This window comes from Alistipes sp. 56_sp_Nov_56_25 (genome assembly GCF_001915285.1).
In the GTDB taxonomy this organism is placed as follows: domain Bacteria; phylum Bacteroidota; class Bacteroidia; order Bacteroidales; family Rikenellaceae; genus Alistipes; species Alistipes shahii.
On the sequence record NZ_MNQF01000021.1, the window covers coordinates 1 to 14,048 of the forward strand.

Consider the following 14,048-nt stretch of genomic DNA (forward strand, 5'->3'; position numbering starts at 1 on the left):
TAAACCGTTGCCTTTTCGTTACCTATTATCCTATACAAAAATGTAACGACCCGATAAATCAAGTCGTTACATCATTATAATCCCACACCACAGAGGGTCTGCCGCTTTTTCCTTATAGGTTGTGGCCGTGTTTTTGCACGTGCCGGTCGAGCCTCACCGCCGGATTCCTCCCCGCGAAAGCACCTCCTCGAAGTAGGCGATGGTTTTTAGGAGACCGTCCCGCAGCTGGATTTTCGGCTCCCAGCCGCCGAGCATGTTGCGGGCGAGCGAGATGTCGGGCTGCCGCTGCTGGGGATCGTCGGCGGGCAGGGGCAGGTGGACGATCTTCGATTTCGAACCCGTCAGGGAGATCACCTCGCGGGCCAGTTCGGCGATGGTGAATTCGTTCGGGTTGCCGATGTTCACCGGACCGGTGAAGTCGTCGGGCGTGTCGTCCATCATGCGCACCATGCCTTCGATCAGGTCGTCGATGTACTGGAACGAACGGCTCTGTCCGCCGTCGCCGTAGATCGTGATATTGTCGCCCCGCAGCGCCTGGACGATGAAATTCGAGACCACGCGGCCGTCGTTGATGTTCATTTTCGGACCGTAGGTGTTGAATATGCGGATGATCTTCACGGGAATGCCGTGTTCGCGGTAGTAGCTCATAAAGAGCGACTCGGCGCAGCGTTTGCCCTCGTCGTAGCACGAGCGGATGCCCAGCGGGTTGACGTGGCCCCAGTAATCCTCGCGCTGGGGGTGGATCAGCGGGTCGCCGTAGATCTCCTCGATCTCGGCCATGTAGGGATAGACGATGTCGTGGCGGATGATCTCGAAATTGGGGTGCGACAACAAGTGTCGGATGTTGCTTTTGTGACCGGTGAAATAGTTGTCGATGCAGATGATGTCGTTACCTTCCGCGAGCAGCCTTTCGCACAGATGGGAGCCGATCGTATCGCAGGGCTGCATTCCCGAAGGGGTGATGTGCTTCAGCTGCTTCGCCAGCGAGAACGGCGTCATGCTGCCCGCGCCGCCCGATTCGTTGCAGACGTGGAGACCCCGTGCGATCGACTACCGGGTGATGTGCGACAGCCTGAACAGGGTGGGCGGCATGCTCAACCGCTACGACATCCGGCGCAACATCGACCTGATCCGTTCGCTTTATCCCCAGGTGGAGAACATCGCTCTGGTGACCGACAATACCTACGGCGGCATTTCGTTGCAGGCGCTCGTGCGCGCGGAGTGGGAGAACTACCCCGACCTGAATCTCGTGCTGGTGGACAGCCGCGAGGGGGAGGAGACGGCGTTCCGGACCTATGCGACGCTGCCGCCCCGTTCGGCCGTGATGCTCGGCACGTGGCGCGTAGGCAGCGACGGCGAATACTTCATGCAGCGGTCGCTGAACGATCTGGTGCAGAACAACCCCCGCGTTCCGGTCTTCTCGGTGACCGGTACGGGCATCGGCGACACGGCGATCGGCGGTTACGTGCCCGAATACGAGAACGGCGCGGAGGTCATTGCGAACCAGATCCGGAAATATTACGACACGGACGACATCGAAGACGCTCATTTCCATACGAGCAAAAGTCTCTATCTGTTCGATTCGCGCAAGCTCAAGGAGTGGAAAATCGCTGAATACGCCCTGCCCAAGGGCAGCGTCATCGAGGATACGATGGCGGCCAAGCTGTCGAAATACTCCCACTACATCGAACTGTTGGTGGCGGGCATCCTGCTGCTGGTGCTGCTGCTCTTCGTGACGTGGCTGCTGTTGCGCATGCGGCGGCTCAAGCTCACGCTTGAGGAGCGCGAGGGCCAGCTGGTCGTCGCCCGGGAGAAGGCCGAGGAGTCGGACATGCTCAAGTCGGCGTTCCTGGCCAACATGAGCCACGAAATCCGCACGCCGCTCAACGCCATCGTGGGCTTCTCTTCGCTGATGCAGAGCGAGGAGCTTTCGCAGGAGGAGCGCGCCGAGTACTGCGCCATCGTGGTCAGCAACTCCGAGATGCTGCTCACGCTGCTGAACGACATCCTCGACATTTCGTCGCTCGAGTGCGGCAAGATCAGGTTCAACTACGCTTCGGAGGATATCGTGCAGATTTGTCAGCACGTGATGATGACCACGGCCCATACGCGGCAGAGAGGGGTTGAGGGGCGTTTCGCGTGTCCCGTCGGATCGTTCATGCTCACCACCGACGCCCACCGTCTTTCGCAAATCCTGATCAACCTGCTGACCAACGCCGGCAAGTTCACCTCCGAGGGCAGCATCACGCTGGGGGTGGAGATCGACGAGGAGCGGGGCGAGGTGCTTTTCTCGGTGGCCGACACCGGACCGGGCATTCCGCCCGACAAGCAGGATCTGGTTTTCAACCGCTTCGAGAAGCTCGACGGCAACAAGAAGAAGGGCACGGGGCTGGGCCTTGCCATCTGCCGCCAGATCGCCATGATCGTCGGGGGCCGCATCTGGGTCGATTCCGCTTACACGGGCGGCGCGCGTTTCGTCTTCGCGCATCCCATCGGTATCGACCCCGGTGGAGAGAACCGCGAGGGGGGGGGATTTCTACCCTCTGAACAGCGTAAGTCCCTCTTTGTGAACGATGCCGGTCAACTGGTCCCCGAAGGGAAATAAGACGCGGAGAAAGGCTCCTTCGCGCCGGGTCACCTCTTTTTCGTCCCCCATTTGGGCTTTATGCCGATGAAGAATTCGGCGTTCATGCGCGGCATGGGCCGGGAGAGCACCGAGAGGTACTCCTCGTTGAAAAGGTTGTTGACCGTGCCTTTGAGCGTCAGGTCCGCCCACCGGAGCGAGAGACCCTTTTCGAGCGAGAGGTTGCTCATCAGATAGGGCGTAAGGCGTCCGGTGAGCGTGATGTCGTTGCTCGACATGGTGTAGCGTTCGCTGTAATAGCAGAACTGATAGAGCAGGCCCCAGCTGCGCCAGGAGAGCCTTCCGGTCGCCGTGGCCGAATATTCCGGTTCGTAGGGCAGCTGTTTGCCGACCGACCGGTCGGCCGGGGACATCGGCTCCCCCTCGTTGATCGACGGCGCCCATGAGAAGGTGCCGTTCAGGTTGATTTTCAGTTCTCTGGTGAGCGCTGCGGCCAGGTCGGCCCGGATCTCCACGCCGTAGGCGTGGACCTTTTTGATGTTCACCGGCGAGAAAAATCCCTTTGCCGTCGGCAGCCACAGAATCCAGTCGTCGATGTGCTGGTCGTACCACGACGCCGACCCCGACAGCGTGTACGCGCCCTCCTTTCCCACGGCGAACGACAGTCCGGCTTCGTAAGCGACGCCCTGTTCGCTGTTCAGGCCGGGGTTGCCGCCCGGCAGGAAGTAGAGGTCGTTGAGCGTCGGGAAGCGGTAGTTGCGCGAGACGGAGGCCTTCGCCACGACGTTGCCGCGCCTGGAAAGCAGGCAGTCGGCGAAGAAGGCAGGGATGACCGGCGACCAGGAGGTTCCGTACATGGCTTCGCGCACGACGACCGACAAGCCCAGCCGCTCCGTGGGGCGCCACTTGGCCGACAGGGAGCCGTCGAGTTCGATGCGTCCCTTGTCATAGCCGACGACGGCCTTGTCGCCCTGCTGGCGGATGATGTTCTTGTCGGCGCTTTCGACGAAGTGCTGGTGTGCCGACAGTCCGGCCGTGAAGAACCATTTGCCGCCGACGGAATACTCCCCGTCGGCCTGCCCGTAGAGGGTGTTGATCCTGCTCCGCGAACGGGTCATGGCCTCCAGGATGCCGTTGCCCTTGTCGCGCCGGTAGTCGTAGGCCGTCCACGAATGCACGTATCCGGCTTTCGCCGCCGCCTTCCAGTTCCGGCGGTAGTGGTCCCACGAGAGGACGCTGCGCAGGGTGTGTTCGCGCTGGCGGTTTTCGAACTGCGTGTCGTCGGCGTAGTCGGTCGTCAGCAGGGGCAGTTCCCGGTTGGAATTGATGTACCAGGCGTTCAGCCCGAAGCGGTCGCCTTTCCCGGTGTTGTAGTAGACCTCCTGCAACACGTGCACGTCGTCGAACGCGCCGCTCTTGTTGCGTTCGGTGGGATAGTACGACCCGACGATGTTCATCTCGTCGTCGTAGATGTTCTCCTTCTTGTCGCGGTTGCGGTACTTGTAGTCGTTGGCCGAGGACTGGTAGACGGTGCGGGTCGATACCTGCCAGCGCTCGTCGCCCCATGTCAGGCGCAGGAATTCGTCGAAAGTACGGAACATGCCGATGCCCTGGATATATTGCAGCCCGAATCCGTCGGCCGCCGCCGGCGCAGTCGAGAGCTTCACCAGTCCGCCCAGTCCGCCGCCCGTCTCGCTGACCGACGAGGTTCCGTGGAGCAGCGAGGCGTCGTCGATGAAATAGGAGGGGATCATCGAAAAGTCGGTCATGCCCAGCATCGGGTTGTTGATGCGCATGCCGTTCCACGTCACCTGCGTATGCGACGGACCCGTGCCGCGGAACGATACCGTGGAGAGGGTCGCGCGGCCGTACTGCTTGACGAAAACCGGTGTGTTGAACGTCAGCGCGTCGGCCATCGAGAGGGCGATGTTCTCCTTGAGGATCGCCGAGTCGAGTTTCGTCTCCTCGACGCCGATGCTTTTCATCGGACGCCGGCCCCAGACCGGAACCTCCCGGATGGCGATGGCGCCTTTTCCGCGCCACTCCCCCGCGCCGGCGTTCTGCGGGGTTTCCGGCGCGTCGGACGCCGCCGGCTCGCCCTGCGCCCGCAGCAGCGCCGGAAACAGCAGCATCCAAAGAAACAAGGCGGTTGTTTTCATGCTCTCCGGTTATTTCCAGCAAAACGCTCCGGGCGCGACGCCCACGTGAAATTCGTCGACAGGCTCGCCCTTGGCCGTATAGCGGTAGACGACTCCCTGCTGCTGGTAGTCGATGGCGTCGGCAACGTACACGTCGCCGTTGGTCGGATCGACCGTCAGTCCGTAATATTTGGTCTCCCTGTATTCGAGGAACGGGCGCACCGGAAGCTGCTCCCCGGCGACGGGCATGCGCCAGACGTCCCGGTCGATCCAGTAGAGCGTGTCGCGCGTGCCGTTGAGCTGCATCTCCGACGGGGAGTCCCCCTTCCGGAACCGGAACTGCTTCTCCACGGAGAACGTTTCGGCGTCGATGCGGTACAGCGACGGGGCTTCATATCCGTAGGGGCTGCCCTCGTAGCCGCCGTCGGTGACGGTCCACAGCTTGTTGTTCCGGTCCATCGCCAGCGACGCGGGCTGGATGCCGACGGTCAGCTGACCGACGACCCGGTCGGTCTCGGTGTCGATTTTGAGGATACGGTTCTGGTAGGACCAGCAGTTCACGAAGACGTATTTGCCGTACTGCACCATCTGCTCCGTGGAGCCGGATTCCGCCGTCATGTCCGGGCACTCGATATATCCCGTGATTTCGTAGCGTTTGGGGTTGACGATGAAGATGCGGTTGTCCCAGATCTGCGTGACGTAGGCCTTTTCGTCCGAAACGAAATGGATGTACCGCGGCGAGGTGAGGTTGGTGATGCGTCCCACCTCGCGGAAGGTGTCGGGGTCGACGGCGAAAACGACATGCGAATTGTTCACCGCGATCCATCCCACGCCGTTGTGCAGGGTCATCGACTGCGCCACGTCGCCCAGCTTGAAGGCGTTGGCCCGGTGGAAAACTTCGTTTTCGACGGTTTTCGTTTCCGGGTCGTAATACGACAGCGTGGCGTTTCCGTACTGGAACATGCCCTCGTTGACGATGAACAGCCCCCGTTCCGTCGCCGAGAAATCCTCCGTGCGGCCGTAGTCCCACTTCATGCAGCCGCCGAGGGCGGAGAGGCATAAAGCCGCGGGCAGAATCTGTCGTAAGAATCGTTTCATGCGTTGCGGTCGGGAATGGGGTTATCGGTTGAGGTTCTCGTCGATGACCATTCCGGCGACTTCGGTCGAGAGTTCGCCCAGTCCTCCGGCGCTGCCGTTGATGGCGCTCTGCACCTTGATGAAATCAATGTAGCGCAATCCGGCGGGCTGTCCGTCGGGCGTCATGGCGTTGCTGATCTTGAACCAGGTCTTGCCGGTTTTGGACGAAGATTCCAGATTGTCGCTGCCCGCGTTGTCGACGTACCCCCATTCGAACGAGTTGTTCGACCAGTCTCCGCCTGGGGTCTGCGTGGTGTTCTGCCGCAGGCCCGTGCCGTAATAGGTATGGGACTCCTCTTCGAGCCACAGGGGATAGTAGTAGTCCTGCGCATGGAACTGTCCCAGATAGGCTACCTGCCCGCTCCGGCCCAGATTGTCGGTCCATTTCACCCCCTGGCGAGGCCCGGCGGGTCTGTAATAGGTCACCGCATACTCCTGGACGGTCCATTCGCCGCCCGTTTCGCTGCCCCGGAGTTCGTACCATTCGTCGTCGGGCTTGCCGTTGCCGTTGACATCCTGCATCACCCACACGACGCCCGGTTCGTTGCTCCCTTCGAACTGGTTGCCGGGGATCGAAAAGTCGTATCCGCCCTTGTTCTCCACGCTGTGGTCGAAGGCGAGGATCACGTAGCCGCCGAAGTTGCCGAGCGAGACGAACTCACCCTTTTTCAGCCGGTTCTCGGCGTAGAGACGGGCCTCCTCGAAGCTCTTCTGACCGGTGTATCCGGCCATGCCCGTTTCGTTGACGAACTGTCCGGGCGCGGGCAGGAATTCGAGCACCCGGTTCGACGCGGGCTGTCCCGTCGTCGTGATGACGCGCTCCGATTCGCGTTCGTAGCAGGTCACCCGGAGCGTTTTTTCGGTGATTCGCTTCGACGATGCGCGCGTGATGTGGCGCGAGAGGGGTGCGGCCGGGCTTTCGTCCGTGTCCGTCACCCGGAAGGTGACTTCGTATTCGCCCTCTTTCTCCGGCGTGAAGGCGAACATGCGTTGGGTTGCGTCCTCCTGCAAGGCGCCGTTCACGTACCATGCATATTCCGGCCCGACGGCGTCGCTCACCTGCGGCCGCAGGAACAGCGTCCGTCCGAGCGATACGCTCCGCACCAGCGGGTCGGCCAGGTAGGAGGAGGGGATGAACGCGATGCGGACCGGAATGACGTCCACGACGTGCACGGCAACCGTTTTCTCGGCCGTGCCGTCCTCGTTGGTCACCGTCAGCCGCAGGGAGCAGTCTCCCGGTTGGGTGCGCATGAAGATGTAGTCCTTTTCGGTGGAGACCGGTACGGACGAGTCGTCCAGATACCATTCGTAACGGGCGTTTTCGCCGTTCTGCACCTCCGGTGCGAACGTGTATTCCCGTCCCGTGAGCACGTATAGCCCCGTCGGCGGCACGATGAGCGAGATGACGGGGGGAGCGAGCCGGTTCACGTCGATGCGCGCCTCCTTCTCGTCGTATCCCGCCCGGTTTTCGACCCGCAGGATCACATAGACGCGGCCTTCCTCGTTGAACACGTATTCGAACACGCGCGCCGTGGAAACGACCTCGTCGTCGATCGTCCAGCTGTAAGCGGCCTCTCCCTCGTTTTCCACGGTCGGCGTGATCGTCACCGCGCGGCCGATCTTGGCCGCGTAGACGCCTGTCTCGCTGTCGAGGGTGATTCGGGGTTTGCTGTCCGGCAGCGTAATCTCTCCGTCCTTGTTGCAGGCTGCGGCCGCCAGCGCTACCGAGAGCAGCGCCGGTATCGCCGTCCGTCCGGCATGACTGAAAAAACAGCTCATATCCTCTTCGTTTAAATCGTTCAACCAATCTTTGCGGATGTTCCGGAGATCCGCATTCGTGCCGTGCGCACGGCATGCGTCCGGCCGGAATTTCGCAGTAGCCTGATTTTACATTCGGGGATATGCCGGAAACCGTTTTTCCTGCCGATCACGATCCATTTCCCCCTGGATTGTAAAACCATTGCAGCGGCAGGTCTTCTGACTCGTTCCGGTCCCGACGCCTTCCCGGTCGCGTGAAAACCAGTGGCAAGAGATTGTCGGGGTCTGATGTGCCGCTTCGGCGGCAGGAACTTACAGCAGAGGGAACTGTTGCCGATTTTCACGGCATTCCCTTTTAATCGCCCGGGGCCGGGGGCCTCGTTCGGCGAACCGTTGCGCAGCAAAGGTATGGAAAAAAGATGAAAAAGAAGACGCGCCGGTCGAATTTTATGCCGGCGGCCTGCCGAAGGTCCCGCCGCCCGGGGTTCATTTCCGGTCGTTTCCGGGGACGGAACAGCTGCGCCGGCCGGGAGGCGGACGCCTGCGCGCAGTTGCTCTCTCCTGACGCCTGAAAACGAAAAAGTCTTACATGTCGTTGACACATAAGACTTTTTGCAGTGGACGACGTAATCCGTTCCTTCTCTCTCACGCCTCCTGGAGCTGAATCCGAGATTTGAACTCGGGACCCCTTCATTACGAGTGAAGTGCTCTACCGCTGAGCTAATTCAGCCTTTCGGGAACACCGAGGTTCCCTTTGGGACTGCAAATATCTGAAAAATATTTTTTTCTCGCAACAATTTTGCGAAAATTCTCGCTTTTCTTGCTATATTCGCGCTAAAACTGACCCGAAACTGTTTTACGATGATTACTTTTCTGGTGTGCCTGGCGTTGCTGGTGACCGCATATTTCACGTATGGACGCTATCTGGAACGGCTCGTCGGCATCGACCCGGCGGCCCGGACGCCTTGCAGCCGCCTTTACGACGGCGTGGATTACGTGCCCCTGCCGAGGTGGCGCATTTTCCTGATCCAACTGCTCAACATTGCGGGGCTCGGCCCGATTTTCGGCGCCGTGCTCGGTGCGGCCTACGGGCCGGTGGCGTTTCTGTGGATCACCTTCGGCGGCATCTTCATGGGTGCGGCGCATGACTTCATCGCCGGGGTCATCTCGCTGCGCCACGACGGCGCGAGTCTTCCCGAGACGGCCGGGGTCTACCTCGGCGGCGGCATGAAGATCGTCATGCGGCTCTTTTCCGCCGGGCTGATGATCCTCGTCGGTGCGGTGTTCCTCTCGCAGCCCGCATCGCTCGTCGCGGCCCGCCTCGACGTCCCGTCGCTCGAAGGCATCGCTTTCGGCGGATTCTCGTGGCTGCTGCTGATCGTGCTGGGCGTGATTCTCGTCTACTACATCGCCGCCACGCTGCTGCCCGTCGACAAGATCATCGGCCGCATCTACCCGGTCTTCGGCTTCGCGCTGCTGTTCATGGCCGTCGGCATCCTCGTCGTGCTGCTTTTCGGCGGCGAATACACCATTCCGGAATTCACCTCTTTCGAAAACTGCATCGCCGATGCGAAGGCCTTCCCGATCGTCCCGATGCTCTTCACGACCATTGCCTGCGGCGCCATTTCGGGCTTCCACGCCACGCAGTCGCCGCTGATGGCCCGCTGCATGCGCAACGAACGCGAGAGCCGCTCGGTCTTCTACGGCGCGATGATCTCCGAGTCGATCATCGCCCTCGTCTGGGCCGCCATTGCCATGGCCTTCTGGGGCGATGTCGCGGGGCTGAACGGCGCCATCGCCGAATACGGCGGCCAGGCGGCCGTGATGATCGACGTGATCGCCAACAAGACGCTGGGCCCGGCGCTGGCCGTCTTCGTGATCTTCGGCGTGGTGGCCTGCGCCATCACCTCGGGCGACACGGCCTTCCGCTCCGCGCGGCTGATCGTCGCCGACTTCATGGGCGTCGAGCAGCGCACGCTGCGCAAACGCATCTATATCTGTATTCCGCTCTTCGCGCTGGGACTTCTGATCATCTTCGGACTGCCGTTTCAGACCATGTGGAGCTATTTCGCGTGGATGAACCAGACCCTCGCGGCGGTGACGCTCTGGATGATCGTCGCCTACCTCCGCCACCGGGGGCGCGCCGTGTGGGTGGGGCTGATTCCGGCTCTCGTTATGACGTATGTCTGCGCCAGCTATATCTTCGTTTCGCCGCTGATGCTGGGCATGCAGAACCGTACGGCGGCTTACCTGCTGGGCGGGGGCGTGACGTTCGCGGTCCTTGTCGCCATGATTTTCAAACTCAAAGACAACGATGCAAAAGGCATATCTTGAACCTACGCCCGACCAGACTTTCGAGGTGGTCGGCGAAGGACCCTGTAATTTCGTGAAAGTCCTCGCCCGGTCCCGCGAGATGCAGGCCGCCGGCGATATAGAAGGAGCCTGCAACGAGCGTTTTCAGGCCTTCCAGCGTCTTGCGGAGCTGATTCCCGAGGACGAGGAGATCAATCTCGAATGGAACCACCACAATTCGCGCGCGGCGCTCGAACTGATCTTCGCCTCGGCCATCGACCACTTCCTGATCAACGATTTCGAAATGTCGGCGGCGCTCTTGGAAATGCTGCTGGAACTCGACCCCGAGGACCATCTGGAAGGGAGCGAACTGCTGGCCTTCGACTACCTGGCCTTGGACGAGCAGGAGCTGTTCGACGAGGTGATCAACGACGTGTCGGACAAGCATCCGGGGCGTGAGGTGCTGCTGCTGTGGTCGGCCTTCCGCCGTGACGGACGATTGCCCGAAGGGGAGTTGCAGCGATTCCGGACGCATTTTGCGCCCTTCTTCGCCGAATTTACCGCCGACGAGCATCCGGCCGACGAAGCGTATCTGCGCGACATCGGGAGCGAACGACCCTCGCCCGCCGCGCAGGCCCGCGAACTGTGGCTCCAGACCGAAAATCTCTGGGTGTTCTGGCCCAGCTTCATCGACGCCCTGCGCGCCGCCCGCTGACGGGCGCCCGCGTGCCGGAGGGCGAAGCCCCTGTCCCGCAAAACAGAACCGCAGCCCGGATTTCCGGACTGCGGTTTTTTGTCGTACCCTCCTCCCTGCGGCCGGGGACCTACGCTTTCTCTCCGTTCATCAGCTTGTTGAAGCAATGGCGGCAGATCGGTTCATAGCTGTCCTGTGCGCCCAGCATCACCTGCTTTTCGTCGCTCGTGAGGCGGTGCGAATGGTGGGCGAGGTTGCCGCAGCGGACGCAGATGGCGTGAACCTTGGTGACGTACTCCGCCGTTGCCATCAGCGCGGGCATCGGGCCGAACGGCTTTCCGGTGTAGTCCATGTCCAGCCCCGCGACGATCACGCGCACGCCGTTGTTGGCCAGCCGGCGGCACACGTCGACGATGCTTTCGTCGAAGAACTGCGCCTCGTCGATGCCCACCACGTCGACGTCAGCGGTCATCAGCAGGATGTTCTGCGGCGACTCGACGGGGGTGGAGCGGATGGCGTTCGCGTCGTGCGACACGACCTCCTCCTCGGAATAGCGCACGTCGATCCGGGGTTTGAAAATCTCGACCCGCTGGTGGGCGAATTTGGCTCGTTTCAGGCGGCGGATCAGCTCCTCGGTCTTACCCGAGAACATCGAACCGCATACGACTTCGATCCAGCCCTTGCGGCTGGCATTTTCTAAAAACATAAGTGTAAATAACTCTTTTTTTGTTTATCAGGTTCGCCGCAGCTCCGAAGGAGTCGGTTTCCGCGGCTTATGTTTCGGCGCAGATAATTCCCCTGCCTCCCCCTCCTCCCCTTGAAAAGGGGTGACTTTGACCCCGAGGGTGTCCTGTCCGGGAGCCTCCGCAGGGCTGTCTTGTGGGGCCGGCATACAAAGATAACCGGTTTTTTCTTTTCTGCAAAGCGAAACCGGGGCTATGACGCCCCGGCGGTTCCCGAAAAACGATCCGGCCCTCCCGCGAGGGGAAGGCCGGATGCGGAACGTGCCGTGCCGGGCGGATCGTCAGTTCGATGTGGGGAACTTGTAGGCCACGGCCACGGGTTTTTCGCAGATGCCGACATACTCCTTCACCTTTTCCATCGTCTTCAGACTGTAAACGTAGAGGCTGCCGGGCTTGCGGCCGGTCGCCGTCGGGTTGTAGGTGGCGATCAGCAGCTGGTCGTCGTCGACCACCGCGGAAGAGGTCGACGGTACGGCGTTCGTGCAGATGTCCATGATCTGTTCGCCGTCGGGCAGCGTGATGTCGGGCTTGGCCCCTTCGGCGGGAACGACCGGGTCGACGCCTGTCATCGCCCAGTGATAGATCTTGTTGTCGTAATCGTAGTAGGCGTTTCCGTTGAGCTTCGTCGTGACGATCCGGGTGTTCGCATTCATCAGCATCGGCTGCACCTCGTCGTAGGTCTTGATTTCGGTCGGACTCGAAAGCGATGAACTGGTGCTGATGATTTTGACGGTTTTCGGCGCCCCTTCGATCGTACGGGCGATGCAGTAGTATTTGGAAGCGTCGTACTGTCCCGCCCCGATGCGGCCCGCTGCCATGTTGATGAATTCATACCCGTCGGGTGCGGCGTATCCCGCGATCTTCGAATTGGGGAATCCGGTGATTCCGGCCTCGGAGAACATGAGGATGTCGCGCACTCCGGCGGTTTTCGAGGCGAACAGTCCCTGCCGGCCGTATCGTGCGGGGAAGGGCGTTTCCCGCACGATGAGCATGTCGGTCGAGAATTCGTAGCGGTAGGCCCTCTCGTCGTCGCCGATCAGATAGGCCCAGTGAGCGGTTCCCGACGTTCTTTCGCCCAGAATCTCTCCGGTGCGGACTCCGTATTCGTCCATCCCCTTCATGCGATAGGTGACGCTCAGCGTCACGGGGTCGAGGCGGTAGATCGAGCCTTCGTCGTCGCCCGAGGAGATCAGAATTCCCGAAGCGTATCCCGGCGAGGAGAATACGTAGACGTCGCGCAGGCTGCGGAAGTCGTATTCCGGGTTGATCGTCAGCAGATTGTCCCAGATCTCCTGGGCGCCTTCGGCCTCCTCCTGCGGAGAGCGTTTCTTGACGAAGGCGAGCGATCCGGCGCCCTCGTCGTCGTTGCAGAGGATCAGAAAACCTTCGTCGAACCCGGCCTGCACGCGCAGGTCGTAGTAATGGAATCCGATGCTTTCGCCGTTGTCGATCCGCAGGCGCAGCACGTAGCTGCCGGCCTTGTCGAAGGCGTAGTCGAGCGTCGGCGAACTGGAAATGAACGTCGTGTCGACCATGCCGGGGAAGTCTCCCGCAGGTTTTCCGTAGGACCATTCGTAGACGAGGTCCTGCCCGCTTTCGCTCTCCACGCGGAGTTTGTCGAGGTGGAGCGTTTCGGTAGCCTTGGCGTAGATGGTCCGGTCCAGACCGCTCACCGTGATCGGGGCCAGCTCCCGGTACTCCTCTTTGTCGAGTCCGTAGCAGGAGGCCAGTGCGATTCCGCAGCAGAGCGGCAACAGATATTTCGCAAGTTGTTTCATGGCGCTTTCGGTTAATAGTTATTTGCCGGGTCTCTCCAGCCGCCTGTCGTTACGTTGACGCTTCCGGTCGTATAATACTCCAGGTCGGGGTAATTGGTCGAATAGTAGTCGAACAGCGGGCAGAGCACGTAGCGGAGCCAGGCCATCTTGTGGGGGTTCTGCCGGTTGACCATGAATCCCATGCTCATGCGCAGCTGCTGTCCGTTGAGTCCCGTGTAGTAATCGTTGTCGATGTTCTCGCCGTACTGTTCGACCATCGACGCGTAGAGCGTCGGGTTGCTCTCCGCGATTCCGTGGTAGAGTTCCAGCAGTTTCCGGTATTTGTCCTGCCGGAATTCGCCCGTGTACTGATACCACTGCTGGGTGGCGGAGTAGTACCACCAGTAGGGGCAGGCGGCGGTTCCGTCCGAGATCAGGAACCGGTAGACGTTCCGGGGCACGCCTTCGAACTCTTCGTTCTGGGCGATCTGGAGCACCAGCGACGCGGTTTTCGTCATAATCTTCTCCGTGCGCTTCAGCGTCACGTCGATCTGCCCCTCCACGGAGCCGGCCGGGACGATGAGCCTGTCGATCGTGTAGTCTTCGTTCTCGATGGCGTCGATCAGCTCGCGCTGTACGCCGCCCGTGGTGTAATTCGAGGTGGTGTCGTGAATGGCCCTTACCTCGAACGTCCGGTCGCGGTCTGCCGGCATTCCCAGCAGGGTCACGGTTACGGTCTTCTTGACCTCTTTCACCGATTCGTCGAGCAGGGCGAACGAAAAGTCGGTCGAGAGATATTGGTCCAGACTCGGATAGTTCTCGTATTTGAAATAGAGTTTGTCCTTCTGCGACGTGTCGTACATCAGCCACGTGTCGGAACAGGAGGCGAATGCCGCGACGGTTCCGGCCAGGACGGCTATTTTGAAAATGAGGTTTTTCATAAGT

General features: G+C 60.9%; 10 protein-coding genes, 1 tRNA gene and 1 riboswitch. Of the genes, 3 read left to right on the forward strand and 8 right to left on the reverse strand.

Annotated elements, in window-relative coordinates; genetic code table 11:
* Positions 1–153: 153 nt before the first annotated feature.
* Positions 154–972: a GDP-mannose 4,6-dehydratase gene (locus BHV64_RS06875; RefSeq protein WP_394368876.1), complete on the reverse strand. Its 819-nt coding sequence runs from the start codon at positions 970–972 to the stop codon at positions 154–156.
* Here BHV64_RS06875 and BHV64_RS06880 point away from each other — a divergent pair.
* Positions 962–2,605 (forward strand): sensor histidine kinase, encoded by a 1,644-nt coding sequence (locus tag BHV64_RS06880; protein ID WP_229096021.1) that lies wholly within the window; start codon positions 962–964, stop codon positions 2,603–2,605. The two genes, BHV64_RS06875 and BHV64_RS06880, sit on opposite strands and share 11 nt — an antisense overlap.
* Positions 2,606–2,634: 29 nt before the next feature.
* Here BHV64_RS06880 and BHV64_RS06885 read toward each other — a convergent pair whose 3' ends face one another.
* The 4 genes from BHV64_RS06885 to BHV64_RS06900 all read right to left on the reverse strand — a co-directional run bounded on the left by BHV64_RS06885 (position 2,635) and on the right by BHV64_RS06900 (position 8,347).
* Positions 2,635–4,743, reverse strand: a complete 2,109-nt coding sequence (locus BHV64_RS06885; RefSeq protein WP_217727761.1) for a TonB-dependent receptor — start codon at positions 4,741–4,743, stop codon at positions 2,635–2,637.
* Positions 4,744–4,752: 9 nt separating this feature from the next.
* Positions 4,753–5,820 carry a glutaminyl-peptide cyclotransferase gene (locus BHV64_RS06890; protein WP_337463269.1) on the reverse strand — a complete coding sequence of 356 codons (1,068 nt, stop codon included), beginning with the start codon at positions 5,818–5,820 and terminating at the stop codon, positions 4,753–4,755.
* A 21-nt stretch (positions 5,821–5,841) separates the two neighbouring features.
* Complete coding sequence (locus BHV64_RS06895) at positions 5,842–7,638, reverse strand: PKD-like domain-containing protein (RefSeq protein ID WP_288115678.1); 1,797 nt, start codon at positions 7,636–7,638, stop codon at positions 5,842–5,844.
* A gap of 171 nt (positions 7,639–7,809) precedes the next feature.
* Positions 7,810–8,027, reverse strand: a riboswitch (cobalamin riboswitch).
* Positions 8,028–8,272: 245 nt separating this feature from the next.
* Positions 8,273–8,347 (reverse strand) — tRNA-Thr (locus BHV64_RS06900).
* 131 nt (positions 8,348–8,478) lie between these two features.
* Between BHV64_RS06900 and BHV64_RS06905 the strand changes: the two genes are divergently transcribed.
* Both BHV64_RS06905 and BHV64_RS06910 read left to right on the forward strand, forming a co-directional pair.
* The gene (locus tag BHV64_RS06905) at positions 8,479–9,951 is read left to right on the forward strand and encodes a carbon starvation CstA family protein (protein WP_147619788.1); all 1,473 of its coding nucleotides are present in this window, start codon (positions 8,479–8,481) and stop codon (positions 9,949–9,951) included.
* Complete coding sequence (locus BHV64_RS06910; protein WP_195637552.1) at positions 9,932–10,624, forward strand: tetratricopeptide repeat protein; 693 nt, start codon at positions 9,932–9,934, stop codon at positions 10,622–10,624. Before BHV64_RS06905 ends, BHV64_RS06910 begins: the two co-directional genes overlap by 20 nt.
* A 109-nt stretch (positions 10,625–10,733) precedes the next feature.
* Here BHV64_RS06910 and BHV64_RS06915 read toward each other — a convergent pair whose 3' ends face one another.
* From BHV64_RS06915 to BHV64_RS06925, 3 genes are all read right to left on the reverse strand, one after another.
* A complete protein-coding gene (locus BHV64_RS06915; protein ID WP_015547702.1) occupies positions 10,734–11,309 on the reverse strand; it encodes a thymidine kinase in 576 nt (191 codons plus the stop codon).
* Between the two features lie 318 nt (positions 11,310–11,627).
* The gene (locus tag BHV64_RS06920; protein ID WP_168950031.1) at positions 11,628–13,124 is read right to left on the reverse strand and encodes a hypothetical protein; all 1,497 of its coding nucleotides are present in this window, start codon (positions 13,122–13,124) and stop codon (positions 11,628–11,630) included.
* An 11-nt stretch (positions 13,125–13,135) separates the two neighbouring features.
* A complete protein-coding gene (locus BHV64_RS06925; RefSeq protein ID WP_217727764.1) occupies positions 13,136–14,044 on the reverse strand; it encodes a DUF4843 domain-containing protein in 909 nt (302 codons plus the stop codon).
* Between the last annotated feature and the right edge of the window lie 4 nt (positions 14,045–14,048).

What these genes read in the sequence shown, in the direction of transcription:
- BHV64_RS06910 (WP_195637552.1), top strand. Translation starts at nt 9,932, where the DNA reads ATGCAAAAGGCATATCTTGAACCTACGCCCGACCAGACTTTCGAGGTG.
- BHV64_RS06890 (WP_337463269.1), bottom strand. Translation starts at nt 5,820, where the DNA reads ATGAAACGATTCTTACGACAGATTCTGCCCGCGGCTTTATGCCTCTCC.
- BHV64_RS06895 (WP_288115678.1), bottom strand. Translation starts at nt 7,638, where the DNA reads ATGAGCTGTTTTTTCAGTCATGCCGGACGGACGGCGATACCGGCGCTG.
- BHV64_RS06880 (WP_229096021.1), top strand. Translation starts at nt 962, where the DNA reads ATGTGCTTCAGCTGCTTCGCCAGCGAGAACGGCGTCATGCTGCCCGCG.
- BHV64_RS06925 (WP_217727764.1), bottom strand. Translation starts at nt 14,044, where the DNA reads ATGAAAAACCTCATTTTCAAAATAGCCGTCCTGGCCGGAACCGTCGCG.
- BHV64_RS06920 (WP_168950031.1), bottom strand. Translation starts at nt 13,124, where the DNA reads ATGAAACAACTTGCGAAATATCTGTTGCCGCTCTGCTGCGGAATCGCA.
- BHV64_RS06885 (WP_217727761.1), bottom strand. Translation starts at nt 4,743, where the DNA reads ATGAAAACAACCGCCTTGTTTCTTTGGATGCTGCTGTTTCCGGCGCTG.
- BHV64_RS06905 (WP_147619788.1), top strand. Translation starts at nt 8,479, where the DNA reads ATGATTACTTTTCTGGTGTGCCTGGCGTTGCTGGTGACCGCATATTTC.
- BHV64_RS06915 (WP_015547702.1), bottom strand. Translation starts at nt 11,309, where the DNA reads ATGTTTTTAGAAAATGCCAGCCGCAAGGGCTGGATCGAAGTCGTATGC.